This is a genomic window from Vibrio breoganii (genome assembly GCF_001677275.1).
GTDB lineage: Bacteria > Pseudomonadota > Gammaproteobacteria > Enterobacterales > Vibrionaceae > Vibrio > Vibrio breoganii.
The window spans coordinates 2,478,871-2,504,604 of sequence record NZ_CP016177.1; the positions used below are offsets into that span (position 1 = coordinate 2,478,871).

Here is a 25,734-nt window from a genome sequence, read left to right on the forward strand (position 1 = left end):
GGATTATTTCCCCTGTGATTCTGAGCGAAGCTGTTTGGGAATCTCGTAGTCAGCCTTACGTCGAGATTTCTCATTAACTTGCGGCGAGTTCATTGGGCCTTTTACCTCATAGGTAACCTGAGTAATAACCTCAATAACTGGCGCCACTACCGTACTTATCGCTAATACATAAAGCGCGGTTTGAGGCGCTACAGCGAAGGCAGTTAGCATAGGTATGCCAGAGGTAACATCCGGTTTAAATGTGACTTCCGCATCCACCATCTGAGTATTCAAATTGGCTAAACCGCGTATGGTCATATCCCCAGAGATAGAGTCCATCTTCAAGTCATTAGTAATAAAGACGCCCTTTTCGACCTTACCTGTACCCTTGATAGAGTCGAAGGCTAAACCTTCATCAAACACATCACTGAAGTCTAATTGCATACGTCTAATAATAGAATCGAGGCTAAACATACCTAACAGCTTTGCTGCGCCGCCGACATCTGAGATAACACCTCGGCCAAGCTCTGCTTTAAGGGTACCGTTAACGGTATCCACTTGCATATTCCAAGGAGAACCCTTCCACTCTAATGATGAGTTCCCCTCGAAAGAGGCCTTCTGAATCCCTGAATCAATGCCAAAGCGCGCCATGATTTCAGAGTTATCGTCACCCTTCAGGTTAAGATCAAGATGCGTAGTACTATCATCATCGGTCAGCTCCCACCAACCACTGGCTAATACACTCGATGTACCGCTGGTAAAGTTGGCTTTATCCCAAACAATACGTTGGCCATCGTGGTTCATGACCACATCAACTTTACCTACCTTGTAGCCCTGCATCCAAAAATCATCGATCTTAAGATCAAGGTTAGGCATTTCCTCAAAGAACTTCCGATCAAAATCGGTAATAAGCGGTTGAGTCTCACCCTTACTATCTTTGACCTCTGTTTTAGCGACAGACTCTTCAACTAAACTCTTTGGCTCAGCAAGATACAGTTGTAGCAGCGACAGATTGATACCTAAATTAGAACCATCATATTCAGCCTTACCTTTAACCTGTGAGCTGTCTATGTTGTATTGCCATGTATTGGCTCTCTTGCGGGCGACAAAGTCCACTTCATTCCAATCCAAGCCACCTACTTTAATACTGCTGGTTTGCACTTGAATACGCTGTGGCACAGGAATTTCAGGAGCATTGAGCTCGCTAAGGATCGGCTTAGGCCCAACACTTGGTCGCTCTAGCGCCGCTATCCATTCATCAAGATTAAACTCTGGCAAGCGCAGCGAGGCGTGATGGCCTACTATAGGGCTTACCCTAAAGCTACCCGAGCCAATGACAGTATTGGTCGCCTCAAGTACAGGCCGCCCCTGAGTGATATCAATTTCAGTCTGAAACTTAGCAGAAGGAAGCTGTAGCCTTGCGGAAATCGATTCCTGGTTACCAGAAGCCTGCATTCGAGCTTGCCATACGTCCCCCACCTTTTTGTTCATTGGTGCAGGATAGGTACTCGCAATAGAAGTTAGATTGGCCTTTGCATCTATCTGATAGGTAAAGCCAACGTCATTAATCTGTAGATCGATCCCCATATTCCAAGGAGCGTGTCCCGATATTGGCTCTAGCCAAGTCTTTCCTAGATAAGGAACTAGCGGTTCAGCGCGCCAATCGCCGATAAGGTCAATTCTGGTGTCGTAACTCGACTCGGCATTTTGTCCAAGGAAGTCCAAGGTAATAGGCTGTTCCAGCAGGTTAGCGCTTATCCCTGATGAGCGCACAACATCATTATCAAACTCAATTCGACCCGATGCCTTTTTCAGCAGCATAGGGGGTGCCGTAATATTGATGTCATTCTCGCTAAGATCAGCGTAGCCCCAAGCTCTAGCTTCTTGCTCTTCGTTGAACGGAATCTTAAGTTGGAACTGCGATTCTACCTGTCCCTTGATATCGACAGTCGTCAGTACCGCACCTACGGAGCCAACCAATGGAGAGGCGCTCATGTAATCTCGAACATCCTTACCTTCCGCTTTTGCTGCAGCGAAGATTTCGATATGTCCATTCCCATACATACGAGGGATCTTTCCAGAAATGCGGTCAGCCTGAATATTAAGAAGCTTGGCATCTTTCGAGTCTAAGAACATGGTCTCGTTTTGGAACAGCAAATCTAGCTGCATATCGGTCAAAGGCGGCCACGCGGTACTAAAGCTAAACTTGGTTTTGCGTAGCGGTACCCATGCCTGGAAAATGCCACTATTGTCGTTATATGGGAAGCTAGACAGTTCACCATACCAAAGCAATTTTGCCGTTTTTACTCGGCCGCCTTGAATACCGGCAGAGAGGTAATCGGTAAGGCCTCGCCCTAAAGCAAGAGTTGGTAAGTAACGCCAGGTTTGCCCTGCATTAGCTAGGTCGGCTTCTGCATAGAAAGACAAAAATGCGGGTGCATCCTTTGGAAAGTCGAGCTTGAACGCTCCCAATACTTGCAAGTCCGGAGTCGCTGCAGTGACTTTATCTGACCATAAACTCCAGCCGTTATCATCCGACTGCCAGACAATATCAACTTCTGCTTGGCGTATCTTAAGCGGTGCCTGGAATACCTCACCATAAGGCAAGGTATCATCAAGCATAGTGACGGTTGCTTTGGCGAGATCTGAGCGACCAAATATACGCGCTTCTAAGGTATGAAAGCCAGGGATCAGCTCCCAGTAGTTCATACGGCCATCTTTTACCTTAGCCGAGTAGCGAAGTGACTCTATGCCTTTACCCATAGATACACGAATATCTTGGACTGTACCTCCAAGACGAACGGTATCCACCCATTCTTCGCTCTTCTCCATATCAGGCAGTAGGTCGAGAATTGGGGTAATACTTTCTAGCTTTATTTGATTGGCATTCAATCGCCACTTTTCTGGAGACCACTCGAATGCCACATTCAGATCTGGCCAAGAGGTGCCATTTGAACTAAATGCCAAGTCTTGCGCGTTTAACTGCCAGCCTTTCTCGGTTGGATCAAGTTTAACCACGCCACCCTCAATAGAGATGGCATTAGGGATATCATCTTTATCACGCCATTCCAGTTCTGATGGCGATATTTCCAGATAGGCATCAACGGGCTGGTTATGTTGCAGGGAAATCCAAGTGTTTAGACTGACTCGGCCCTTATCAATAATCACACCATCAGCAAGATACGGCGATACCCAAGGGGTGACATCAAAGTTATTACCTTGTAGATAAAAGTCACCGCTGATATCCGATAAACCGTTATGGTCATAAAAATCGGCAATGACACTGACGCTATTAAGCTGGACATCTTTGATGCTCACCACACCATCAGCACGGTGGCGGTTGCCATCGTTAAGCCAACTTAGCCTCTCGATATCCACCTCACGTACATCACCAGAAATATCTCTAAATACTATGGTTGAGTTTGTAAGTGCAAACTCACTTAGCTGACGAAGTACTAGGTTTTCGAGGATCTTAAGTAACTGCTGATCGCTCTTTTCAGGTGGCTCTGATGACTCTGGGTTCGCCTTAAACAGGTCGATATCGCTGATATCAATATGCAAACCATCAACGGTCAACTCACTGAGCTTAGGTTGAAGGTTTAACAATGAGTCGATCAGGTCAAATTCAGCGCGAACCTCACCAACCGAAAACGCTTTAACACCTTTAGGTATGTCTGCTTCTAAGCCCGAAAGAGAGAGTGATGGGTGGGTGTTTTTCCAATAGCCATGGACCTCACCTATGGTGAAGTTCAGACCAGAGACTTGGTTAAACCAATTTTGAACATCGTCTTGGTAATGATCTAAGCGAGGTAAAGCAACGCGCAAAGCGGTGACCAGCACCGCTAACGAAACAAAGATAAAGACCAGTAGCGATAAAACTAATCGCTCTAGTCGAACTGCGAATGACGCCAATGGAACATTATCCTACATCATAACTACGTCGAACTGCTCTTGAACATAGAGTGGCTCAGCGGTGATTTTAACTTCTTTGCCAATAAACAGCTCCAGCTCAGCTAACGCATGAGACTCGTCACCATGCAGTGCATCTGCCACCGCTATCGAGGCATAAACTAGAAACTTATCCGCGTCGTACGCTCGGTTAACTCGAGTGATTTCTCGCAGCACTTCATAACACACCGTTTCCACGGTTTTTACTGAGCCACGACCTTCACAGCTAGGGCAATCAGAGCACAATACATGCTCAATGCTTTCCCTTGTGCGCTTGCGCGTCATCTCAACCAAACCTAACTGAGTAAAGCCATTGATATTGGTTTTCACTCGGTCATTGCTAAGTGCTGTCTCTAACGAAGCGAGCACTCGCTTACGGTGTTCATCGCTGGCCATATCAATAAAGTCGATAATGATAATACCGCCAAGATTACGCAGTCTTAGTTGACGAGCAATGGCTTCTGTAGCTTCTAGGTTGGTATTGAAGATGGTCTCTTCGAGATTGCGTCGACCTACGAATGCACCGGTATTGATATCAACCGTCGTCATAGCTTCGGTCTGATCAATAATCAGGTACCCACCCGATTTCAGTGTAACCTTACGATCTAGTGAGCGTTGGATTTCACTCTCTGCATCGTACAAATCAAAGATAGGTTTATCGCCTTCGTACAGCTCTAATTTTTCCATCAACTCAGGTACAAACTCTTCAGTGAACTCAAGTAAAGAGTCATACACCATACGCGAATCAACCTGAATCAAGGAAAGCTCGGTGCCGACGAAGTCACGCAAGATGCGTGGAGCAAGACCTAATTCACCATAGAGAGTCGAGCGTGTAATGTACTTAGAGCGACGCTCCATAACCTTAACCCACAAGCGCTCAAGAAAGGCGGCATCTTGCGCCAGTTCTTTCTCGTCTGCGCCTTCGGCTGCGGTACGAATGATAAAACCACCCGACTCACTGCAGTAAGGAGCAACGATTTTCTTTAAACGGTTGCGTTCTTGCTCAGATTCAATGCGTTGCGATACGCCAACATGGCTAGCGCCAGGCATGAATACAAGGTAGCGAGATGGAAGAGTGATGTCTGTGGTTAGGCGTGCGCCTTTCGTCCCAAGTGGGTCTTTAACCACTTGAACCACAATGTCTTGCCCTTGGCGGACTAACTCAGAGATATCTCGAACTTTAAACTGCTGCTTTTCATTTTCAGCAACACATTCGGTATGAGGAACAATATCTGAGGCGTGTAAAAAGGCAGCCTTATCCAGACCAATATCAACAAAAGCAGCTTGCATACCCGGCAGAACGCGACTCACACGTCCTTTGTAGATATTACCTACAATGCCTCGTCTAGCTTCTCTTTCAATATGGACTTCTTGAAGGACACCGCCTTCGATCATTGCAACTCGAGTCTCACTCGGCGTTGAGTTGATCAATAACTCTGCACTCATAGCGCACCTCTAAATCTTATAAAAATTGGTGCAAGAGCTGTTCGGTTTCAAATAAAGGTAGACCTACAACTGAGTGGTAACTGCCCTCAATACGGGTAACAAACTTACCGCCTATCCCCTGAATTCCGTAGCTTCCTGCTTTGTCGCACGGTTCGCCGGTCAGCCAATAATCTTCTATTTCTTGGCGGCTGAGGGGCTTAAACCATACGTCTGTAATACAAATAATGGTTTCTGATTTTTCGGCACTGCAGACACAAACAGCCGTCATCACTTGGTGCTTAGCATTAGACAGTTGACCCAACATATCCATGCTTTCTTGCAGCGAGTTTGGTTTTTCGAATACTTGCTCGCCTTGCGTAACTATAGTGTCGGCACCAATCACAATAGGTTTTGCACTACTCTCTGAGCGAGCCTGTTGCAGAACCGTTTTCGCCTTACTTTCAGCTAATCGCTGTACATACTGATCAGGGGTTTCTCCCTCACAACGCACTTCTTCTATATCACTGATTAGTATAGTGAATTCATAGCCAAGCTGAGATAAAAGTTCGCGCCTTCTTGGAGAAGCAGACGCGAGAATTAGAGATTTATGCATGGCTTATCGTACTCTCCAAATGCGACGCACCCGGCGCAACAATAAAAATAGCCATGGCCATAGAATACCGTTAATTAAACCTACCCACAGTGACGCAGGATTAAATACCACATCTTGGATGACAAATTCGCCAAAGAACTCGATGAGGACACCCAACATCGTCAGTAGTGCCATAATCATAGCCTGTTGCCACAACGCCATGTTGCGCAGTACCAAGAAATTGATCGCAACGAGATAGGTAATAATTGCCATCATCATGCCGCGAACGCCCAGCGTCGAGCCGAGCAATAGATCCCATATCAGGCCTAGAATTAAACCGGTTCCTACATTGACTCTGTGTGGCGCTGCCATCACCCAATAACAGGTCACGAGTACCAACCAAGATGGGCGGAATACGTCCATCGTGCCGGGCCACGGGATAGTTTGCAGAACCAAGGCGACAAAAAACGTCACCCAAATAACGAATTTGCTACTCAGAATACTATTCGCCATCTTCGACCTCGATAACGGGTTGCTCAGGCTGAACTGGCGCTTGTTCTAAAGTAATATCTTGCCCATCTTGCTGTGGCCACACCAACAACAAGTAGCGTAAGCGACCAAAATCGACTGCAGGTGCTGCGGTAATCGTTGAGAACTCACGATGGTTATCAATCTGCACTTTGCTTACCGTAGCGACAGGATAGCCCTCAGGGTAAATACCCCCTAAGCCAGAAGACACCAGCACATCGCCTTCTTGAATATCAAAGTTACTCGGTATGTGCTGAAGATGGATATTGGTTTGATCACCACTGCCTGCCGCAATCACTCGAATATCATTACGAATCACTTGAACAGGAATAGCAGAGTTAGCATCAGTCAACAGTAACACTCGGCTATTGTGAGCGCCCACTTCGGTGATTTGCCCTACGATACCGTTTTCATTGATGACAGGCTGACCTTGATAAACACCATCGATATGACCTTTATCAATCACTATCTGCTGATGATAAGACGAGGAATCCACCGCCATTACTTCAGTAACTACCTTCTTTTCATCACGCACAAACGTTGAGCCAAGTAGCTTTCTGAATCTTTGGTTTTCTTCTTTATATTGAGAGAGTAAAGACAGGTCGCTCTTCATTTTCAGAAGCTCTTCACGTAGCACTTGGTTTGTAGTCAGTAATTGCTGTCTGCTGCTGAAACGCTCATAGACGTTGCCAAACATGCTGCGCGGTAAGTCGGCAAGATACTGAATGGGCGCTACCGTACTATTCAACACATAGCGTACATTTGAGAAGGCATCTAAACGACTATCAGCCAACATTAAGCTGGCTGATAGTAATACGGCAAAAAAGAGTCTCAATTGCAGAGATGGGCCTCTGCCAAAGATTGGATTCATTCTTTGTTACCCGTTCTTATTGCTAATCGGGAAAATCCAATGAAAGAATTATTCTTCACTGAATAGATCACCGCCGTGCACATCAATCATTTCTAAGGCTTTACCGCCGCCACGAGCAACACAAGTGAGTGGCTCGTCAGCAACTACAACCGGGATACCGGTTTCTTCAGTTAGTAGGCGATCTAGGTCTTTCAGTAGCGCGCCGCCACCTGTTAATACCATGCCGTTTTCTGAGATATCTGATGCAAGCTCTGGTGGACACTGTTCTAGTGCAACCATTACCGCAGAAACGATACCGGATAGAGGCTCCTGAAGAGCTTCTAGGATCTCGTTTGAGTTTAGACTAAAGCTGCGAGGCACACCTTCTGCAAGGTTACGGCCACGAACTTCCAGTTCTTCAACTTCATCACCAGGGTATGCTGAGCCGATCATGTGCTTGATCTTCTCTGCTGTAGCTTCACCAATCAAGCTGCCGTAGTTACGACGAACGTAGTTGATGATCGCTTCATCAAAGCGGTCGCCACCGATGCGTACAGACGAAGAGTAAACCACACCGTTTAGTGAGATAACTGCAACCTCAGTAGTACCACCACCGATATCAACAACCATAGAACCTGTTGGTTCAGAAACACGCAGGCCAGCACCGATTGCCGCCGCCATTGGCTCGTCAATCAGGTAAACCTCACGAGCACCTGCACCTAGCGCAGATTCACGGATAGCACGACGTTCAACTTGTGTAGAACCACAAGGAACACAAACTAGTACGCGAGGGCTTGGCTTTAGGAAGCTGTTGTCGTGAACCTGCTTGATGAAGTGCTGAAGCATTTTTTCAGTCACAAAAAAGTCAGCGATTACGCCATCTTTCATTGGACGGATAGCTGAAATATTTCCTGGAGTACGCCCAAGCATTTGCTTCGCGTCATGACCTACAGCCGCTACGCTTTTCGCAGAGCCTGCACGATCTTGACGGATAGCCACTACTGATGGCTCATCAAGGACAATACCTTGTCCTTTAACATAAATTAGTGTGTTCGCTGTACCCAAATCGATAGACAGGTCGTTTGAGAACATTCCGCGAATTTTTTTAAACATATCTAAGCGCTCTTCTCACAATCTTTGGAAGACAAAATTGTACTAAATGTACCAATGCCACACTTATTCAGCAAGGCATTGGATTACAAAGATTGATATAAAGTGCCTTTTTCTGACGTTGTCCTGACTTAGGCGCTAAAAATGCCAGTTTTAATTGCCAATTAAGCCCCTTTCACCTTTGAATATGATTCTGTCGTTGCCTCGGAAGGTACCAAAGGTGACAACGGCCGAAGGGTCTTCGTCGCCCTTATTCCTCCAGTTGTAGTGCAACCATGGTTGATTGGTGAATCTACTACCATTGCTCGTGCAATCTACACCGGTTTCTGTGCGTTGCGGTGAGTCACTACCTTGCCTTAACCATAAACGTACCTGTGCTCTTTCATTGCTCGAGCCTGCCGCAGGGTTGTGCGTCGCCGATAATTTATCTGAAGCTCCGTCTGATACTTGGCGCTCTCTATTAGAGACTAATTCCGCAGAGGTATCCGCTCCATTCGGTAGGTTGTTCCAGATAGTTTGCACGCAATAACTTTGCGTGGCATCAAACAGGCTTCCACTGTCCTCTTGATTGGTCACAAACGAGCTACCATCCCAATACTCAACCCTAAGTGGAACCCTCAGGGTTTGCGCTGTGTTCCCGCCGACATCATCGAGATTCATTCGCCCATATCTAAATTCAGGCTGATTGGGGAATGACTTTCCAGTATTCGTATCTTCATTCAACTCAGGTATGTCTAATGTGTCAAAATCAACACCATCCACAATAGTCGAGACTTCGATACCGAACACGGAATTATCACTATCGAAGGGGCCATCAGGCTCAGTCACTTCATTGTCACCAATGGAGTCTCCTGCTTTTTTCGCAAAGGCGAAGTCATCAATAGTTACGACTAGGGTTGATGGATCAATCAATAGTGATTTTGGCCAGTCTTCGCCACTCCAAGAGAACGTCAGTACTGATAGTCGGTCTAGTAAACTGACGTCGACAGTTTGATCTTTTGTGTTTGCCACATAATCTAGATTGGAAACGAATGAGTTATTAAACAAGCCATAGTTAAGCGTTGGAGTATTATCATTGGCTTGAGCTTGAACCTTAAAAATGTGCGGAAACTCTTGTTTCATATAGGCAAACTCATCATGTCCATCTGCATAATCCCATTGAGTCCATAGTTCTTCTGGATCGCTACCTTCATCCAGCATTGCTAGGTGATTTGGAGAAAAGCGTCCTACTGAGCGATAGCCGGGATTAATAGGCTCAAACAGATAGTCAGCTTGGTCCTTTAGGCTAGCCGTAACCTTTATGCTCCCCGCCTCTCGCCACTTCAAAGATGAAAACTGCACAGGACCAGACGTGTTTGTATTATTCGGTAATCCGTCAACAGGCACACCTTCTAAACCGCTGCCTATTGTTCCTGTATCTGCACTTCCTAAATCTACATGGGGACTATGGAGTTCTGCCTCTAAACTCACATTTACAGCAGGCGCAAGATCAGGATAAAAGTTTTTCGTCTCAAGGCTATCGATCTGATTGCAGAATGCGCTCACTTCTATCGGTGTAGCGGGAGCTATATCCCCGTCACTCACCCAACGAATCGGCACAGCATCTAACCCAAATAGCTCGCCGGAACGCTTGAAGAAATCACCAGACTCTGATGTGCCAGAAATCTCGTTTCCTGTCGGCTCACACAAAGCGAATGTCCAAGGCCTGGACTGGATTAACTGCTCACCAATTATTTCCTCACACTCTTCTTCACCATCATCGTTGGTGATGCAGACTTCATCTTTCAATTCATAACTAACGCTACCCGCTTCTGGGTATATTACTTCGGTAGTTGCTTTTGCTGGTTCGCTATCACTTCCTGCAGAAAATGTTAGCTGAAGCTGATTATTTGGAGCATCAACCCAATTCCCATCCTTGTCTTTGATGGATATGACTTCACTGGCATTGCGGTCTGCATTAGGCTGAACATAAGTTGTGCTAGAAAGCATCAGTGTTTTGGTACCACTGTATTCATCAGACGGTATGGCTGCTGGCTCGCCTTGCTCATTGCATTGCATTGGCCAAATATCTATTGAGCTCGGTTTAGCAGCAACAACCTCTTTGGGAGACTCTAAAGCAAATTTCTGCGGTACAAACTCATAGCTTCCGTTGACAGAGGTGCCAGAGCAATCCGTACTCAAACATCCAGTAACACTTACTGTACTAACTTCTTGCTGGCTAAGTGTAAGGTCTAATGTACCAGAACCACTTGGGGTATATGAGCCACCGCTAGGTTGTAGTAGACCACCACTACTTGTTACTTCAATGGTCCCAGGGTAATCCGTTGCATTACTTCCATTTTTCTTTACTTGGAATGTAAGTGATTGGTCTTCGCAAGTTAAGTTAATACCTGTCAATGGCGATAATTCTAAGGTGTAATTACCCGGGGTAGTACCCTCACAATTGTTCGATGTCCTTTGTATTTTGGCACTACCCTGCACAGTCAAAGTATCCGCAGTGACAGAACCATAGATGAATGCCCCCCACCCATTAAGCAATACTGAACCTCGACTGAATATATTAGCTTCCAGCGGAACAGAAAGTTGCCCGATTTCAACATAAGCCGGCGATTGCGCTAAATTTTCAGCCCAAATAACTAGGCTTTCACTGCCGCTACCTGCAACGTTAATCGTAGCTTGATTAGAAAAAACCACTCGATTAACTCTTAGAAATGTATCAGCCTGAATATTCAACGTTGAACTACCCTCAACGACAAGAGTGCCTATCTCATAATCTGTGCCCGTAAACGTAGCTTCATTATTATTGTTTATTGTAATACTGCTATACGAACCACTAGGCAAAGGGTCTGTTGGGTTTGTTAAATCCGAACCGTAAGGTGAAAAACCGATTAAAGCTGGTTCTGAAATAAGCAACGTATCATCAGCCAAACACTCGTTACCATCACATAAGTAAACACCTTGGCCTGTCGTAACCTGGTTAAAACCAATTCTTCCCGCCTGATTATAAGTACCAATTATTTGGCCATTATTATCGATAGTTGCTGATGAATAGGGTTGCCCATCTCTATTCCAAGATTGCGCTGCATTAGGGAAAGTCTCGCATTGGTCTGGAATTTCAGGAATTGGTGGTGGCAAAACTACAACGTTGTCCTCAGAGCAATCCGTAATTTCAATTTCAATCCCACTACCGGTTAAGTTACCTTGCTTTATCTCCTCAACCTTTGATGTAATGAACTGAAAATCGGCATCAGATGCTAACCTTCGATAATAGTAGCTTGTATGCGTATCCTCATCGTGTTCAATTCGAACAACGTAATGAACGCCATCATCTAAACTCGCCTCCTCGAAAATATATGCGCCATCATTAGGGTTCGGAGCACCATCAGGAAGTGGCGGTGTATACCATAATGTTTCCCTACGGGTCGATCCTTGGCTAAAGTACATGTCTTGATATTTGCCATCTAGGCCCGTAACTTTAAAGACGACATAAAAGTCTTTGTTGCCTTTGATATTACACTGGTAATCAGCCACCTTCTTGGCGAGTGCTGAGTTCGAAAAGGCAACAAGAAAAAAAAGTAGCATGCTCCGGGTAAGCTTAAGTAACCTAATCATTTTTTACCCCTCTCACCCAAACCGTTTCTTCACGCTCCACCTCAAACACATTACTCTCATTGCATGTCGCTCGAGTCGTAACCTTCAGGTATTTCAAATCATCAGGGATATTTTCAGATGAAACGTCACAAGAAATAGTGGGGGATGAACATGGGATATCGCTGTTTGCCACCAGCGCGTTAGCGGCTTCTGTTGCGCTAGAACCTAGCAAACTGCATCGATCGTTTAACAAATCAAAATCATCATCTTCGTCTAAAGGAAACAAATGTGTAAGAGCCCATTCATTGCCTGATTGAGCCAATAGGGAAGCCTGAGAACCAAGGACTTCTCTCGTCAATGTATCTTGGTTTGACCAACTAATGCGTGTGAGATTGAGTGCTAGCATGCCCATTACCACAATTACGAAGATAGCAATGATGTAAACATTGCCGCTCTGAGATGAAATAGGCGTGGATTGATTACGGTACATTGCTCACCTGCACGTCATGTTTATATTGGCTTTGCTCGTCACCATTTTGAAACAGCAAACTAAGGTGTATAAGCCCACCTCGTTGAAGCGAAGTTTGTTCATAGTTAAAACTGCTTGGGTTGTACATAACCTCAGATGCTACCTGTACGCCATTGCGTCTCAGTTCGTTTGCTTGAGTAATACAGTAGGTCACAGATTGATCTTGGTAGATGAAATGCCGGTTAGCACTCGATTGGCTATCAGGGGTCATGGTTACAGAGAAGTACTCGCCATCAGTGGCTGTAGTGATCCCCCCAATATCTACTGACTGAGGACTCCCCGTTTCCAAATCATCCATACGGCTTGGGTTGATAACCAATTTTGACCCAGCAGTAAATGTATGTGGGTGCTCATAGTCTTCATTGCCCACGACAAACTCCACTGCATTTGTCGCCTCTCGTTCAACATAGAACCCCGCATATTGAATAGGATAGAATTCGATACATTTGCCAGCAGTGCCACTGCTCGTTGCAAAACTATTAGGCACTGCGTGCTGAATTTCTCTGCTCATCTTCTCAATGGCAAAACGAGCTTGGTTTTGTATGCGCTGCCTATCTATTGAGATGGTATAACCTTTAGTGCCAAATTCTACAAAGCCGGCAATGCCAAGAAAGATAATCGCTACAACCACAATAGTGACAATCATTTCAATAAGGGTGAAACCACGTTGTTTCATTAGTAGTTCCCCCTATATCCGGAAAACTTAAAATCACCGTATTGGCTTGCGGTAATAGTTACCGTCACTCTTTTGAACAGAGCCTTATCGGTTACGCCTAAGCGACTATCACTATCATAGACAACTTCAACTTCGGCTCTAAAACCAAGGTAATCATCGGCGATATCATTACCAAAGATATCCGTTAGGCTACCTGCCTCAGTCAGTCGGCATGCCGTTTGTGATTGTGGAGTGGTATACCAACAGCCCACGTAGTCATCGACATCGTTGAATAACTCAGGTGGCTCATCACCATCAGGACCAAAGTCGTCTGCTAATGTACAAGAGATAACATCACCTTGAGCATCGAAATAATCATCCTCTCCACAACGATAGAAGCCTCCATTGTGGTCGCTATTTTCATCAAAATTTCTAGATAGGATCTCTGTCATCAGGCTATTAGCCAGTGCCGACGCTCGTACTTCATAGAAGGGTTTTGCTGATTGAACTATTTGTGGGAATAAGAAACTGGTAAGCGTAATCAATGCTATGCCAAGAATGACAATGGCAATGATGCTTTCTATAAGGGTAAAGCCTGCATTCTTTTTAACAGCCATAGACGTAACCCTGACTGTTGATGCAGATACTTTCTTGTTCTTGAGTACTTGCGATTTGGATACGAATAGGTTCAGGGCATGCGGAACTGCAAATAGGATTACCGAGTAGATCAAAGTCGATACTCATAGCAGGAGTAAAGCTTAAATCCTGCTCTTCAATCACGACTTTATGGCTAAAGGGCTCTGTGGTGCTTGAAGTACATGCTTGCTGTGAACCTAAGCATTTTGCGGTTACAAGTAAACTGTACCTATCGTGCAGCGCATCCGTATCTTGAATATTGGATTGCATGCGGCCTAGCTGAATCTGACGAATAACAGCAATGCCTTGTTGCTGAGCGGCTTGTGCGGAAAACTGAGAAACACCAATAAATTTACTGGCGGCATACAAAGACATAATAGCCACTACGATGATCACCACGATCAACTCGACGAGAGTGAAGCCTTTAATGTGCTTTATACGAGGGTGATTCACTGCTTGTCCCTAACCAATGAAAACGTAAGTATTTAATATTATATGGAATTGAGCGTAATCTTGCTGAGAATTCGCCTAATTGTTAGACCTAAAAAAGGCCAGCGATGCTGGCCTTAACAAATTGACTTAGTAATTATTAACAACCAGAGTCAGTAATTTCGATAGATGATGTCGACGCAGAGTTTGCAGCTTCGCTATAAGTTACAAAACAATTAGTGTCCGTAATTCCAGTTTCATCTAACTTTGGATCGCCAGCGAAAGTAACAACAATCGCTGGAGTCGCAGCTGAAGCGTCAGTACTCAAAGCCCAGTTCCATTCACTATCGTCTTCTAAACCTTGAACTACCGAAACGATACCATTCTCTGTCGCTGCCGGATAACCAAACTCAATTTCTGTCTCATCCTCTAATTTTTCGCCAGCTAGACGCTCTTTACCTTCAATCGCAGCCTTACCGTAAACGATAGAGCCAGCGCCTGCCATTGCGCCTTTCAAGCCTTGTAGAGAAGACTCACGAGCGTCAGATTGTAGATTCAAGAAGCGAGGTGCAGCAGTTACAGCTAGGATACCTAGGATAACGATCACTACTACAAGCTCAATTAGTGTAAAACCGCCTTGCTTTTTCATATTTTAATACCTTTTTACGTGGGTAATCATATTGTTACTAAATATAATAACTAGTAATTATTTATAAACAAGATGTATGCGTGCTTTTTTATGGCACTCCATCTCATATAGCCGTTTTTTAACCTAACAGCCTGTTTCTACAACTGTTATTTTAGGGCTAGAAGACTCATTTATAGCATTTTGATAAATAACAGCGCATTCAGATCCATTGACTACCGTTCTATCAGCAAACGTTACTGCCAAGCCACCTGAAACTGCATCTTCATATTGCCATTCCGCTTCATCTTCTAAGCCTTGTACAGCTAAAACAATGCCAGTTTCATTTGCTGTAGGGTAACCAAAACTAGTCGTAATGGTTGTAGCCCCATTGCTAATTCCGGACAACGGGCTAGTCTCAACCCCATTAATTGCAGCCTTACCGTAAACAATAGAACCCGCACCGGCCATTGCGCCCTTCATACCTTGCAGTGCAGAAACACGCGCGTCAGATTGAAGGTTTAAAAAACGAGGTGCAGCTGTGACGGCTAAAATACCCAAGATCACAATCACAACTACTAATTCGATTAATGTAAAACCACTTTGTTTATTCATAGTACTGCTTACTCTATGTCAGAAGAATTAATTTAGAGTTACAACTACGCTACCGTTAGCTGCATCATACTCAAAGTAATGTGCTGTGTTACCTTCCTGCTGAGTGTAACGACAAACAGTAGTTAAACCGTCATCATTAGGGTCGCCCACTGCCGCTAGATATTTGATATTTGTATCACTACTATTAGAAGACACTTGCGGAGGGTTTTGAAGCAACTCAGTCATCAGATCAACACAACGTTGAGCACTTACAGCGAGAGGCGACTGAGAACCATCGTCTTTAAGAGCTATAGGATAGCCATCTCGAAAGTTTGTGGTATCTGAAGTGGTCAACCAGAACTCAGTACCATCATAGTCAACAAAGTTTGTTCTTGTGTTACCAGCTGTATCTTGAGTACGAACATTCGCTTCCCACTGTGCACGAGCAGACAATACTGCGGTAGCAAAACCACCCGCTACACCTTCAACACTTGCTTCTTTTGCTTTGTCTGTCACATCTAAAAATCTTGGTAGTGCAGCTACAGCTAAAAGACCTAAAACAACGATAACAATCACTAGTTCAACTAGAGAAAAACCTGCATTGCGTTTCATAAAAATTCCTCTTGGGTACGACTTTGGACGGCAGATTATATATAGATTGATTAAATAATCCACTGAAATTGTAAAATTAAGTTACGGAAATCATTGAATGTGTTTTGATATTGATAGGTTCCCTCCAATCATATTTACAATCAATAATTCGCTATTCCTAAAGGTAAAGGTGCATGAATAGACGTCACTTTCCTGCAACAAACTGGTTGCGACAGGAGAGTAGTCTAGCTTTGGTACTGGCAACAATAATTGCTCCCATGCATCGCAGCTTTTCACCCCATCGAGTTCTGGGGTCACCCATCCTTTATTGTTGAAGCGAACTATTGCTCCCTTTATTTCTGCGTACTCTGGTTTACCGTTAAGTTCCCAGTATTGACGCAGATAATTTGCTTTATCCAATGCCTTTGCACTAATCAAAGTGACAGAGGTACTCTCTGCCTCTACTGTGATTCGGTTTAACGAAGCAATCAAAATACCAATGAGTATTAACACTACTGCTGCCCAAGCAGCCAAGTGACCTATCTTGGTATTACGATACGTCGTCTCCACGCTTAGCCCTGCATTGCATCCAACATTCCCCACATAGGTAGGAAAATACCCAGTGCAAGAATCAGTACCATGCCCGCCACGACAACCAACAAAATAGGTTCAATTCGGGCAGTCAACGTTTTCAGGTCGTAGTCCACTTCTCGGTCGTAAAAATCAGCAACCTCGATTAACAGTTCATCAATGCGACCCGTTTCTTCACCGACAGAGATCATCTGCTCTACTAATGGCGTGAAGATACCCGTGCTTTTTGCTGCGCTTGAAATAGCGGTACCCGCTTCAATGGCGGACTTCATTTCCAATAGACGCGCTTCAAGGTATTTGTTGTCCATCGACTCTGCAGAAAGCGCCAAAGCGTTGTTCAGCGGTACGCCCGATTGCAACATCAGTGAAAAGGTTCGCGAAAAACGAGCCAATTGAGCTCGATTGACTATGTCACCGACAATTGGAAACCTCAGGCGCATTTTGTCCCATTTCTCACGCCCTTCTGCTCGGCTAATCCAAGCTTGAAAAGTAAAAAAAGCCCCTGCCATCACCGCAATAATCAGGGTCCAATACTCAACAAAGAAGTTGGATGTGCCGATTAATATCCGTGTTGGAAGAGGAAGATCCACCCCAAAGCGGCTGAACATACTGGCAAACTGAGGGATTACCTTGATGTTGAGTACAAACATGGCGAGGGTAATAAACCCCAGTACCAAAATCGGATAGCGCATTGCGGTTTTAATGCGCTTACGAGTTTCTAATTCTTGCTCGTAATAATTACTTAGCTGGAGCAGGGCTTTATCAAGACGACCAGTGCTTTCACCCACAGAGATCATGGAAACAAACAAGGGGCTAAATACGTTTGAGTGAAGCTGCATCGAAGCAGATAGGCTACGACCATTGGTCAACTCGTTACCCACTTCCTCTAAGGCATGCTTGAGCTGCTTATTTGTGGCATCAGTGGTTAAGCCACGGATAGCGCGCAACAGCGGAATACCCGCTTTGGTTAGGCTGTACATTTGACGACAGAAGATAACGTACACTTCTAGCGGCACCGCCGGGGTGAACATCGCCTTCCAATCAAAATTGCTTTTGTCAGAGGATTTACCCGTGCGCAGAGAGATTGGAATAATTCCTTTCTCGATCAAGGCTTCCGCAGCCAACTCTTGAGTTGCCGCATCCACTAGGCCATTCACTTTCTGGCCTTCTAGGTTTCGTCCTTGATATCTAAACGTCGCCATATCGCCCTACAACATATACGCTTCAATCAAGCCAGAACTGTCACCCTCACCAAGGGTCATCACTTCTTCCAGACTGACTGTGCCATTCAATGCCAACTCCATTGCTGATACCAGCAATGGTTTATATCCTTCCGTGTGACGTGCTTGCTTGGTAAAGCCCACAGCATCATTGGAGCGCAAGGCATCCATCAATGGCTGGTCGAGCTCTAGTAGCTCAAATACACCGACACGTCCTTTATAACCCGTTAAATTACAGCTTTGACAACCTCGCCCTTTGGTAAAGGTCACGGCCACTTGATTTGGGAATCGGGCTTGTAGCCAGGTTTGTTGGTGCTCACTAACAGAATGCGTTTCACCGCAATCGCTGCATACTCGGCGGATCAGGCGCTGTGCCAATACCGCACGAACCGAACTCGCCACCAGATAACCCGGCGCACCCATATCCATCATACGAAGCGCGCTATCTACTGCATCGTTGGTGTGAAGCGTACTCAATACAAGGTGACCGGTAAGCGCGGCACGCAGGCCAATCTCTACGGTTTCTTGGTCACGCATCTCACCCACTAAGATAATGTCTGGATCTTGTCGCAAGAAGGTTCTGAGTACCGTTGAGAAGTCGAGATTGATTTTGGTATTCACCTGAACCTGATTCACTCGCGGCAGTCGATACTCCACCGGATCCTCCACGGTAATAATCTTCTTACCCGGAGAGTTAAGCTCGGACAATGCGCCGTATAAGGTGGTGGTTTTACCGGAACCGGTAGGCCCAGTTACCAAAATCATGCCGTGTGGACGCTTTAGCTGGTAACGCACTCGCTCAAGCAGTTCTTTTGGTAAGCCTGTCTCGTCTAACTGACGCACGCCTGCGGTTTGGTTAAGCAGACGCATTACTACCGATTCGCCGTATTCAACCGGCATGGTCGACATACGAATATCAATAGATTGGCCCTTCACCTTGATATGAAAGCGACCATCTTGAGGTAAGCGCTTTTCAGAGATATCAAGATCAGCCATCAGCTTGAGGCGAAGTACTAGTGCTGAGGCAATATTAACCTCATTAAGAATGGTCTCATGCAAGATACCGTCAACACGCTGTCGCAAGCGCAGTACATTTTCATCCGGTTCGATATGAATATCCGAGGCGCCAACCTGCACCGCATCCTCAAACAGAGAGTTAATCAGCTTAACTACCGTAACTTCATCGCTGTCCGCCTCACTGCTCACGTTGATATCAAAGCTGGCTGTCGGTTGATGCTCGGCATGCAATTGCTCAGCAAACGAGGCGATTTCTTTGGTTCGACGATAATAGCGATCAAAGCCTGAGACTAACTGGCGCTCAGCGGCAATCACCAACTCCACATCGTAGTTGGATAACAAGCGCATCACTGACTCTTGGGCGAACAAGTCCGCAGGGTCGCTCATTGCCACACGCACGGTATGGCCGTTGCGGTCAATCACTAAGGCTCGCAAGCGACGTGCATGTACTTCAGGTAACAGCTGTACGGCTTCTATATCAACTTGCGCAAGGTTTAGGTCGATAAGCGGAAGGCTTAATTGCTGAGACAAAAACTCAAGTAACTGCTTTTCCGTTATAAAGCCAAGCTGAATAAGCGAATCACCCAGCTTACGCCCAGTTTGTCTTTGGGCTTCAAGAGCCTGCTGAACTTGCTCTTCTGAAACAATGTTTTCTTCGACCAGTAGGTCACCCAAACGCTTTAATAGTTTAATCGCCATTAGAGTCACCCTCTAATGATTCGAGAAGCTGTAAGCGGTCACGGATAAAGGACTGGGTTTTTCTCGATACGCCCACAAGACCAAGGGCTTTGGTATAAGATGCGTGAGCTTCTGGGTATTCAAGGCGACGCTCTTGTTGGATAGCTAAACCAAGCCACCAGCGCGCATTGTTTGGGTCTCTCTCAGCCAAGCTTTGGTAGCTTTCTAATGCTACATCGGTATTTTTTAACTGCTGTGCGACACCAGCGCGCAGCGCTAGGTAATCTTCACTGGCATTTTCAGGCACATACATCAGCGGGCTCAGTGCTGCCTCTGGTTGCTGTTCTTTAATCAACAACTTAGCCAATGCAAAACGAAGTTCCTCACTTTTGTCATTCAAGCGAATGCCATCTTGTAGCAAGGTTGCCGCTCTTCTCGCATCTTTACGACCATAGTAAAGCGCAGCAAGTTTTTGGCGTACGTTCTCGTCACTGGGTACTAAGCGCAGCGCTCGGCTGTATTCTGTGAAGGCTGTTTTTACATCATTAGAATCCAATGCTTTTTCTGCGCGAGCGATAGATTTATTCGCTAACTCTCTTGGTGTTAGCTCAACCTGTTCCACTGTCATGCTCTCTTTGGCAGGGGTATCTACCTTAGCGATTAATACTGGCTCTTTTTTTACCACCGCAGATGGAGTAGCAACAGGAGCCGAAACTGGCTCAACCTTGGCTACCTTCACTGGCACTGTCTTTACAGGCACAGGCGTGGTGGTTACCACAGATTGCACCGTTTTTGTGGTGCTGGTTGGCTTAGCTGTAACGGCTACTGACTTTTGTGTTGAGGCAGGTTTAACTTCAGGTAGCTCTTCAAATGATGCAACTGAAGGCTGAACCGTCTGCGGGGTGTGTATCACAACAGACTCTTCAACCTTACTATGGGTTGGAGAAGGCAAGCTTGCTTTGGGTGTTTCAACCACAGCCTCGGCTTGAAAAGCTTGCTGCTGAGCTTGAGTCACTGTCAGGATCTCATTGGAGGATTCTAAGCTTGTTACTGATGTCTGCTGCTGAGAAACCGCCCAGCCACCAATAGCCATACTGATCGCAAAGCCGCCCACCAACCATACAACAGGTTTAGAGCGTTTGATTTCAGGTATTTCAGCCTTGGTAATGGCTTGTCCTTGTGGCTTCTCTTTTTCAGCCAGCTTTGATAGAGCGTTGTTAACTACACTCATACTTGTTGCCACCCCCATAAACATGGCGTTTTGTATTTCGGCTTTTGCATAACGTATGTATCTTTCATTGCGTCAAATAGATGCCGATTTGCGACGGTTTGTTTGTCTGAAGTAAATGCCAGCAGCAAAGCCTTATGACACAACTGATTAATAATTCTTGGTATTCCTGAGGCTGCCCGCCAAATAGACTTTTTCTGGCTCAGATTAAATAAGTCTTTGCTCCCCCCGCATGAGGTAATGCGATGGTCTATATAGGCAGAAGCTTCGGCTAATGTCAGTGGTCGCAACTGAGCACTGAATGTGATTCTCTGGCGAAACTGACGCAAATGATGCTGTGCTAAACGCTCTTCGAGTTCAGGCTGACCAATCAATACTATTTGCAGCAGCTTACTGTTTATGGTTTCAAGGTTGCCAAATAGGCGTATGGTCTCTAATGCTTCGTCACTCAAGGCCTGCGCTTCATCAATCAAGGCAACAACAGGTTTCCCTGCTTCTCTTAGTTCCACCAACTTACGCTGAACATTGTCAACAATGGCTCTGGAGTCACTGGTGTCCACTTGCAACTCATTAGCGATCGCAAAGCGAATGCCATCACCGTCTAGTACTGGGTTGGGTAAATAAACCAATGAATAGTCATGCTCAAGTTGCTCTATGAGCATTCGACAAACCATAGTCTTACCCGTCCCCACCTCGCCGGTAAGCTTGATAACACCTTCGCCCATGGTTACCGCAGACATAACGGTATGGATGGCCTCATAATGCGGAGCCAAACCATGGAAAAGTTCTGTATTAGGCGTCAACCCGAACGGGGGCTGACTAAAGCCAAATCGCGAAAAATACATTATTGCCCTTCAGGGAACCACTCATTCAATAAGTTGCGCGAACGCTCAATCTCTTGCTGCCAGGTATTCACACCGACAACCGTCGGCTTAAGCAAAATAACTAGCTCAGTTTTTTCTGTTGTATTCACTGTATTGCGGAATAAATGTCCGATAGCGGGAATGTCACCAAAGAAAGGAACCTTAGAGACAATTTCTTTACTGCCAGACTTCATTAGTCCACCAATCACAACCACATCACCGTCAGTGGCGCGAATAATGGTGTCGGATTCTCGAATAGAGCTTTTTGCCAGTGGCAACTGAATCACACCCGCAGTATCACCTAGATCAATCGCTTTAATTTCTGTGGTCACTTCAATAACCGCAGGGTGAACATGCAGTAGCACATTGCCTTTGTCATCGATCTGTGGGGTCACATCCAAAGAGATACCAGAGAAGAAGGGTGTTAACTCGACGTCGGGAGCGACGTTGGCATTATCGCCACTGCCTACTGTGCTAGAGACATCAGTAACGAAATACTCATCTTCACCCACTTTAATCAGTGCTTTTTGGTTATTGGCGGCTGTCACTCTTGGACTGGATAGAACGTTTAGGTCACCCTGCGTCGCCATGAAGCTTAATACGGCTTCAAAGTTACCATCGGAAACCGTAACGCTGGTTGAGCCCCCTAACAGATCAGCAATGGGATCTAAGCCCGCCAAACTAGCAGCAGCACGGTTCACTATCACATCAGCACCACCAATGGAGGCACTCATGTTTGACCATTCGATACCTTGTTGATAGCCATCATTTAGGGTTACTTCTAGGATCTTGGTTTCGAGGATAACCTGACGTTGCAGGCGCTCTTGCGAAACGCCAAGAAAGCGACGAATTTCACGAATTTCATCTGGGTAAGCACGAACAGTAATCACACTGGCTTGTGGGGAAACCACAACACTGCGCCCATCACTTGAACCAATCAAGGTCGCAACAGCGGTTTCTAGTTGAGTCCAGAAATCACTTTCACTGAGTGTTTCAATATCGGTTCCGCCGGTTTTTTCCGTTGAGCTCGAGCTTGATGAAGAGTTTGAACTTGAACTCGAGCTTGAATCAGATGAACTGCTACCTGAGCTGTCATCTTTTGACGTTACTGAACCGTTAGTAATAGACGTTAAAGAACGTCCCATTCTCTTCATTTGTAAGTAGTCTACTGGGAGGGTTTCTGTACGAAGACCAGCAGGGTAAACCTGAATCACTTTGCCAGATTTAATCACATCGTAGCCGTACATATCACGAACAACGTTCAGCACCTCGTCCATAGTGACGTCAGTAAGGTTAACCGTAATGCGCCCTTCTACATTAGGGTGAATCGCCGCACTAAACTCCGTGCCTTTTACTAAACTGGCAAAGAAAGCCTTAGCTTGCACGCCATTGGCTTGCACTCTAAAGCGCTTAATCGTTGGCTGGTCAGACGGAGACAATCCTTCAAGATCCGGCATCAGATCCGCTTGTACCGACTCTGGCAGTTCATCCAAACTTTTACTGTTGGCTTGATTAGCAGCTTCGTTCAAGGCTTGTTTTATCTCAACTGGATCCTTGTGCCCCATTGAGCACCCAGATAAAACTGCTATAACCATCCCTAGGAATATAATACGCATCAAATTACTAAAGCCTTATTGTCTAACGTCTGAATTAAAAAGTTCTAAGTGCCAAATTTTTCCGGCGCGAGCTACAACGACTCGTTCTGAGTTGATATGTCTGATTTCATAACCCGCCACAGACTGCCCATCAGACAAGATCTTATCGTTAAGCATGGCAAAGCAATTGGAGCCTTCATCGCACACTATGCTTTGCAGGGTAGGCAAAGGGTATGTCTTTACCTTAGCGACCCCAGTGGATTTCTTTTTGTACCAACCTAAAGGCGCAGTAGGGTCTTGAGCAGCATAAGCAGCTTGCCCACCCACCAGCAAAGCAAGACCCATAATTATCACTTTAACCACTGATAAACTCCTGTCTTGTGCCTAAGGTGTATACCTCTAAAACCAGCTCTGCCTTAGGATATTCTTGGACCTTGTAGTCGAAGCTACGCCAAAAATACTTCACAGGCATATCCTCAAGGGTCGCTAGGTAATCTTTGATATCAAAATAGCGGCCAGAGATGGTAATTCGCACTGGATGTAAGAAATAACCAGAGCTATCGCTTGTTTTAGTGATGGACTCAGCAGGTAGCGACTGTAGTGATTCCAACTTAAGCTTACCGCTACTGCCCAAAACCGTTTCTAAAAGCTGAGCCATCTGGCTTGGCGCTATCAAGCTATCCACAACCTCAGACAATTCCTCAGAGAGTTGCTGGTTCTGTACAGTTAACTCAGTAAGCTTTTGATCGATCTCTGCATCTGGGTCTCGCTTCAGCTTGGCAATTAATACATCAATATCCGCTTGCGTCATCTGAACCGCGCTCATTTCTCGCTCAAGGTTTCGTTGTGCTTTACCTTTCTCTTCGGAAGCGGGATCCAACATAAAGGTTAACGAGATCAGAAGAATACCGACCCAACCGCCAATAGAAACCAACCACTTTTCACGGTCACTGAGATCGGCGAAACGGTCACAGAATAAAAGCCACTGTTCTTTCATTATTTCACCCCAGCCTTAGCTTTAAGCTCAAATGTCACAACGTTGTCTTTATCTCTACCTATGTTCAGTGATTCGAAGGTTCTTCCTACCAAGGCTAACTCATCTTTAAATTGATTGACCCAACTAGGTACCGCCGCCGGCTCGCTGGCTATGCCAGAAAGGTCTAAACGAGTACTTGTAATCACAATGTGTTGCAGAGAGATATCGTTTCGAGCTTGTTCAGATAGCGCAACCATGATCCCTGAGTAGCCCACCTTTTGAGAGTCATCAAACTGCCCAACAGCCTTTAATGAGCTTCTTTTTGCTTCGATATCTTGCTCTATACGCTTGGCAGCATTGACCTTTGATTGCGTCGGAGTATGGCTTGCGAGACGCTGTTGCAAGCTCGACTTCTCTCGATTAAGTAGTTCGGACTGGCTTTTAACGCTGACCAGCTTTTGTTGAAGGTCTGCGGTTTGTGTTTTTTCTAAATAAGTAAGGCCACCAATAGCCACAACCGTGATAACCCATAAGGCAACGACCTTATTCAGGTTCAGTAGCTCTTGTTTTGGTCTCAGGTGTTCTGGGTAAAGGTTAATGCTAAATGAAGTTAGCCCTGCCGCTGTTTTGCACAGCGCTATACCACAAGGCAGATGAGGATCAGATAAGGCACTTATCTTAGGATTCACTGAGTCCTGCAGACGAGCCATCAACTCTTCGATGTTGTCTTCGTCACAACATACTAAAAGCTGTCTAAATGACGATTGAGGCATAGAAGCAGCCAAGTAATCGGCACTGCGCTGAATATCCAGAGCAAGTGAGTCATACATTAGTGGCGTGCCATTCTCCCCCGTGATGGGTGCAACAATACCGCGTAAACTGCGGTTAAATACTGGAGCTCCATCAACATAGGCAGCCAACTTGTAGCCATCATTGGCGCCACGTCTTAGTAATAGGAAGCTTTGTTGCTCGGTGGTCGAATGTCCCCATACTTCATCTTCAGTGATGACTCGAGTGACATCAACATCGTTAGCTGAGCTGACTTCTAGAAGGGTTTGTAAGGTGCGTTTAGCCATTACATAGGCTTGCACCTTTTGTCCGTCAGGCATCAAGCTGCCATCAGCAACAATTTCCGTGAACTTTTCAGTAATCAGGTCTTTGAGTAAAAATGGTAGGGCAACGGGCCACTCTTCTTTTGGTAGTTGTGGTTTGTCTAGCTGGTAGCTCTGATAGTGCTGTGCACCAAGCACAACACAGGCCTTGCCTTTGATTAATTTACTAGACAGAGACTCTTTAAGAGCGCTCTCCCAGTTTCCATGAGCAATAGGAAAGAGTTCAGGAGCTTTTTCTGGGTGTGACAATTCAGACAAATACACAGCATCGGTCTGAATCACTATGATTAATTGAAAGTCATCATCCTTTGATGAGGCTAGTTTTTTTAAGCTCGACAACCATGTCATTTTTATTATCTACCACTACCTATT

The 25,734-nt window shown here is 45.5% G+C and carries 23 protein-coding genes; all 23 read right to left on the reverse strand.

Going from position 1 to position 25,734, the window contains the following annotated elements; all coding sequences use genetic code 11:
• Positions 1-3 precede the first annotated feature (3 nt).
• Entirely contained in the window at positions 4-3,891 is a 3,888-nt protein-coding gene (locus A6E01_RS11495; protein ID WP_065210249.1) for a YhdP family protein, read from the reverse strand.
• 12 nt (positions 3,892-3,903) lie between these two features.
• Complete coding sequence (gene rng, locus A6E01_RS11500; RefSeq protein ID WP_017028838.1) at positions 3,904-5,373, reverse strand: ribonuclease G; 1,470 nt, start codon at positions 5,371-5,373, stop codon at positions 3,904-3,906.
• A 16-nt stretch (positions 5,374-5,389) separates the two neighbouring features.
• The gene (locus A6E01_RS11505) at positions 5,390-5,965 is read right to left on the reverse strand and encodes a Maf family protein (protein WP_017028839.1); all 576 of its coding nucleotides are present in this window, start codon (positions 5,963-5,965) and stop codon (positions 5,390-5,392) included.
• 3 nt (positions 5,966-5,968) lie between these two features.
• Complete coding sequence (mreD, locus tag A6E01_RS11510) at positions 5,969-6,457, reverse strand: rod shape-determining protein MreD (protein WP_017028840.1); 489 nt, start codon at positions 6,455-6,457, stop codon at positions 5,969-5,971.
• Positions 6,447-7,343 carry a rod shape-determining protein MreC gene (mreC, locus tag A6E01_RS11515; RefSeq protein ID WP_017028841.1) on the reverse strand — a complete coding sequence of 299 codons (897 nt, stop codon included), beginning with the start codon at positions 7,341-7,343 and terminating at the stop codon, positions 6,447-6,449. Before mreC ends, mreD begins: the two co-directional genes overlap by 11 nt.
• 48 nt (positions 7,344-7,391) lie before the next feature.
• On the reverse strand, positions 7,392-8,435 hold the full coding sequence (locus tag A6E01_RS11520) for a rod shape-determining protein (RefSeq protein WP_017028842.1): 1,044 nt from the start codon (positions 8,433-8,435) through the stop codon (positions 7,392-7,394).
• A 150-nt stretch (positions 8,436-8,585) separates the two neighbouring features.
• Positions 8,586-12,014, reverse strand: coding sequence for a DUF6701 domain-containing protein (locus tag A6E01_RS11525; RefSeq protein WP_237334474.1), 3,429 nt, complete (start codon positions 12,012-12,014; stop codon positions 8,586-8,588).
• A 22-nt stretch (positions 12,015-12,036) separates the two neighbouring features.
• A complete protein-coding gene (locus A6E01_RS11530) occupies positions 12,037-12,513 on the reverse strand; it encodes a hypothetical protein (protein ID WP_065210251.1) in 477 nt (158 codons plus the stop codon).
• The gene (locus tag A6E01_RS11535) at positions 12,503-13,228 is read right to left on the reverse strand and encodes a PilW family protein (RefSeq protein ID WP_065210252.1); all 726 of its coding nucleotides are present in this window, start codon (positions 13,226-13,228) and stop codon (positions 12,503-12,505) included. The genes A6E01_RS11530 and A6E01_RS11535 overlap by 11 nt, the downstream gene beginning before the upstream one ends.
• Positions 13,228-13,824: a type IV pilus modification PilV family protein gene (locus A6E01_RS11540; RefSeq protein WP_065210253.1), complete on the reverse strand. Its 597-nt coding sequence runs from the start codon at positions 13,822-13,824 to the stop codon at positions 13,228-13,230. Before A6E01_RS11540 ends, A6E01_RS11535 begins: the two co-directional genes overlap by 1 nt.
• Positions 13,814-14,296 carry a prepilin-type N-terminal cleavage/methylation domain-containing protein gene (locus A6E01_RS11545; protein ID WP_065210254.1) on the reverse strand — a complete coding sequence of 161 codons (483 nt, stop codon included), beginning with the start codon at positions 14,294-14,296 and terminating at the stop codon, positions 13,814-13,816. The genes A6E01_RS11540 and A6E01_RS11545 overlap by 11 nt, the downstream gene beginning before the upstream one ends.
• Positions 14,297-14,432: 136 nt before the next feature.
• Positions 14,433-14,921, reverse strand: a complete 489-nt coding sequence (locus tag A6E01_RS11550) for a type II secretion system protein (protein ID WP_065210255.1) — start codon at positions 14,919-14,921, stop codon at positions 14,433-14,435.
• 123 nt (positions 14,922-15,044) lie between these two features.
• Entirely contained in the window at positions 15,045-15,512 is a 468-nt protein-coding gene (locus tag A6E01_RS11555) for a type II secretion system protein (protein WP_065210256.1), read from the reverse strand.
• Between the two features lie 27 nt (positions 15,513-15,539).
• Positions 15,540-16,103: a prepilin-type N-terminal cleavage/methylation domain-containing protein gene (locus tag A6E01_RS11560; protein WP_065210257.1), complete on the reverse strand. Its 564-nt coding sequence runs from the start codon at positions 16,101-16,103 to the stop codon at positions 15,540-15,542.
• Between the two features lie 90 nt (positions 16,104-16,193).
• Complete coding sequence (locus A6E01_RS11565) at positions 16,194-16,652, reverse strand: hypothetical protein (RefSeq protein WP_065210258.1); 459 nt, start codon at positions 16,650-16,652, stop codon at positions 16,194-16,196.
• 2 nt (positions 16,653-16,654) lie between these two features.
• Positions 16,655-17,875: a type II secretion system F family protein gene (locus A6E01_RS11570; protein WP_065210259.1), complete on the reverse strand. Its 1,221-nt coding sequence runs from the start codon at positions 17,873-17,875 to the stop codon at positions 16,655-16,657.
• 6 nt (positions 17,876-17,881) lie between these two features.
• A complete protein-coding gene (locus A6E01_RS11575) occupies positions 17,882-19,609 on the reverse strand; it encodes a GspE/PulE family protein (protein WP_017028853.1) in 1,728 nt (575 codons plus the stop codon).
• A complete protein-coding gene (locus A6E01_RS11580) occupies positions 19,599-20,819 on the reverse strand; it encodes a tetratricopeptide repeat protein (protein WP_017028854.1) in 1,221 nt (406 codons plus the stop codon). The genes A6E01_RS11575 and A6E01_RS11580 overlap by 11 nt, the downstream gene beginning before the upstream one ends.
• Entirely contained in the window at positions 20,816-21,661 is an 846-nt protein-coding gene (locus A6E01_RS11585) for an ExeA family protein (protein WP_026026443.1), read from the reverse strand. Before A6E01_RS11585 ends, A6E01_RS11580 begins: the two co-directional genes overlap by 4 nt.
• A complete protein-coding gene (gene mshL, locus A6E01_RS11590) occupies positions 21,661-23,295 on the reverse strand; it encodes a pilus (MSHA type) biogenesis protein MshL (protein ID WP_026012898.1) in 1,635 nt (544 codons plus the stop codon). The genes A6E01_RS11585 and mshL overlap by 1 nt, the downstream gene beginning before the upstream one ends.
• 15 nt (positions 23,296-23,310) lie before the next feature.
• Positions 23,311-23,637, reverse strand: a complete 327-nt coding sequence (locus A6E01_RS11595; RefSeq protein ID WP_082961363.1) for an MSHA biogenesis protein MshK — start codon at positions 23,635-23,637, stop codon at positions 23,311-23,313.
• Positions 23,630-24,271, reverse strand: a complete 642-nt coding sequence (gene pilO / locus A6E01_RS11600; RefSeq protein WP_065210260.1) for a type 4a pilus biogenesis protein PilO — start codon at positions 24,269-24,271, stop codon at positions 23,630-23,632. The genes A6E01_RS11595 and pilO overlap by 8 nt, the downstream gene beginning before the upstream one ends.
• Positions 24,271-25,710: a hypothetical protein gene (locus tag A6E01_RS11605; RefSeq protein ID WP_065210261.1), complete on the reverse strand. Its 1,440-nt coding sequence runs from the start codon at positions 25,708-25,710 to the stop codon at positions 24,271-24,273. The genes pilO and A6E01_RS11605 overlap by 1 nt, the downstream gene beginning before the upstream one ends.
• Positions 25,711-25,734 lie beyond the last annotated feature (24 nt).

Excerpts from the sequence above, each read along its gene's own strand:
- pilO (WP_065210260.1), bottom strand. The coding sequence starts at position 24,271 with ATGAAAGAACAGTGGCTTTTATTCTGTGACCGTTTCGCCGATCTCAGT.
- rng (WP_017028838.1), bottom strand. The coding sequence starts at position 5,373 with ATGAGTGCAGAGTTATTGATCAACTCAACGCCGAGTGAGACTCGAGTT.
- A6E01_RS11605 (WP_065210261.1), bottom strand. The coding sequence starts at position 25,710 with ATGACATGGTTGTCGAGCTTAAAAAAACTAGCCTCATCAAAGGATGAT.
- A6E01_RS11535 (WP_065210252.1), bottom strand. The coding sequence starts at position 13,228 with ATGAAACAACGTGGTTTCACCCTTATTGAAATGATTGTCACTATTGTG.
- mshL (WP_026012898.1), bottom strand. The coding sequence starts at position 23,295 with ATGCGTATTATATTCCTAGGGATGGTTATAGCAGTTTTATCTGGGTGC.
- A6E01_RS11530 (WP_065210251.1), bottom strand. The coding sequence starts at position 12,513 with ATGTACCGTAATCAATCCACGCCTATTTCATCTCAGAGCGGCAATGTT.
- A6E01_RS11580 (WP_017028854.1), bottom strand. The coding sequence starts at position 20,819 with ATGAGTGTAGTTAACAACGCTCTATCAAAGCTGGCTGAAAAAGAGAAG.
- A6E01_RS11570 (WP_065210259.1), bottom strand. The coding sequence starts at position 17,875 with ATGGCGACGTTTAGATATCAAGGACGAAACCTAGAAGGCCAGAAAGTG.
- A6E01_RS11550 (WP_065210255.1), bottom strand. The coding sequence starts at position 14,921 with ATGAAAAAGCAAGGCGGTTTTACACTAATTGAGCTTGTAGTAGTGATC.
- A6E01_RS11560 (WP_065210257.1), bottom strand. The coding sequence starts at position 16,103 with ATGAAACGCAATGCAGGTTTTTCTCTAGTTGAACTAGTGATTGTTATC.
- A6E01_RS11525 (WP_237334474.1), bottom strand. The coding sequence starts at position 12,014 with ATGCTACTTTTTTTTCTTGTTGCCTTTTCGAACTCAGCACTCGCCAAG.
- A6E01_RS11575 (WP_017028853.1), bottom strand. The coding sequence starts at position 19,609 with ATGGCGATTAAACTATTAAAGCGTTTGGGTGACCTACTGGTCGAAGAA.
- A6E01_RS11540 (WP_065210253.1), bottom strand. The coding sequence starts at position 13,824 with ATGGCTGTTAAAAAGAATGCAGGCTTTACCCTTATAGAAAGCATCATT.
- A6E01_RS11585 (WP_026026443.1), bottom strand. The coding sequence starts at position 21,661 with ATGTATTTTTCGCGATTTGGCTTTAGTCAGCCCCCGTTCGGGTTGACG.
- A6E01_RS11520 (WP_017028842.1), bottom strand. The coding sequence starts at position 8,435 with ATGTTTAAAAAAATTCGCGGAATGTTCTCAAACGACCTGTCTATCGAT.
- A6E01_RS11555 (WP_065210256.1), bottom strand. The coding sequence starts at position 15,512 with ATGAATAAACAAAGTGGTTTTACATTAATCGAATTAGTAGTTGTGATT.
- mreD (WP_017028840.1), bottom strand. The coding sequence starts at position 6,457 with ATGGCGAATAGTATTCTGAGTAGCAAATTCGTTATTTGGGTGACGTTT.
- A6E01_RS11505 (WP_017028839.1), bottom strand. The coding sequence starts at position 5,965 with ATGCATAAATCTCTAATTCTCGCGTCTGCTTCTCCAAGAAGGCGCGAA.
- mreC (WP_017028841.1), bottom strand. The coding sequence starts at position 7,343 with ATGAATCCAATCTTTGGCAGAGGCCCATCTCTGCAATTGAGACTCTTT.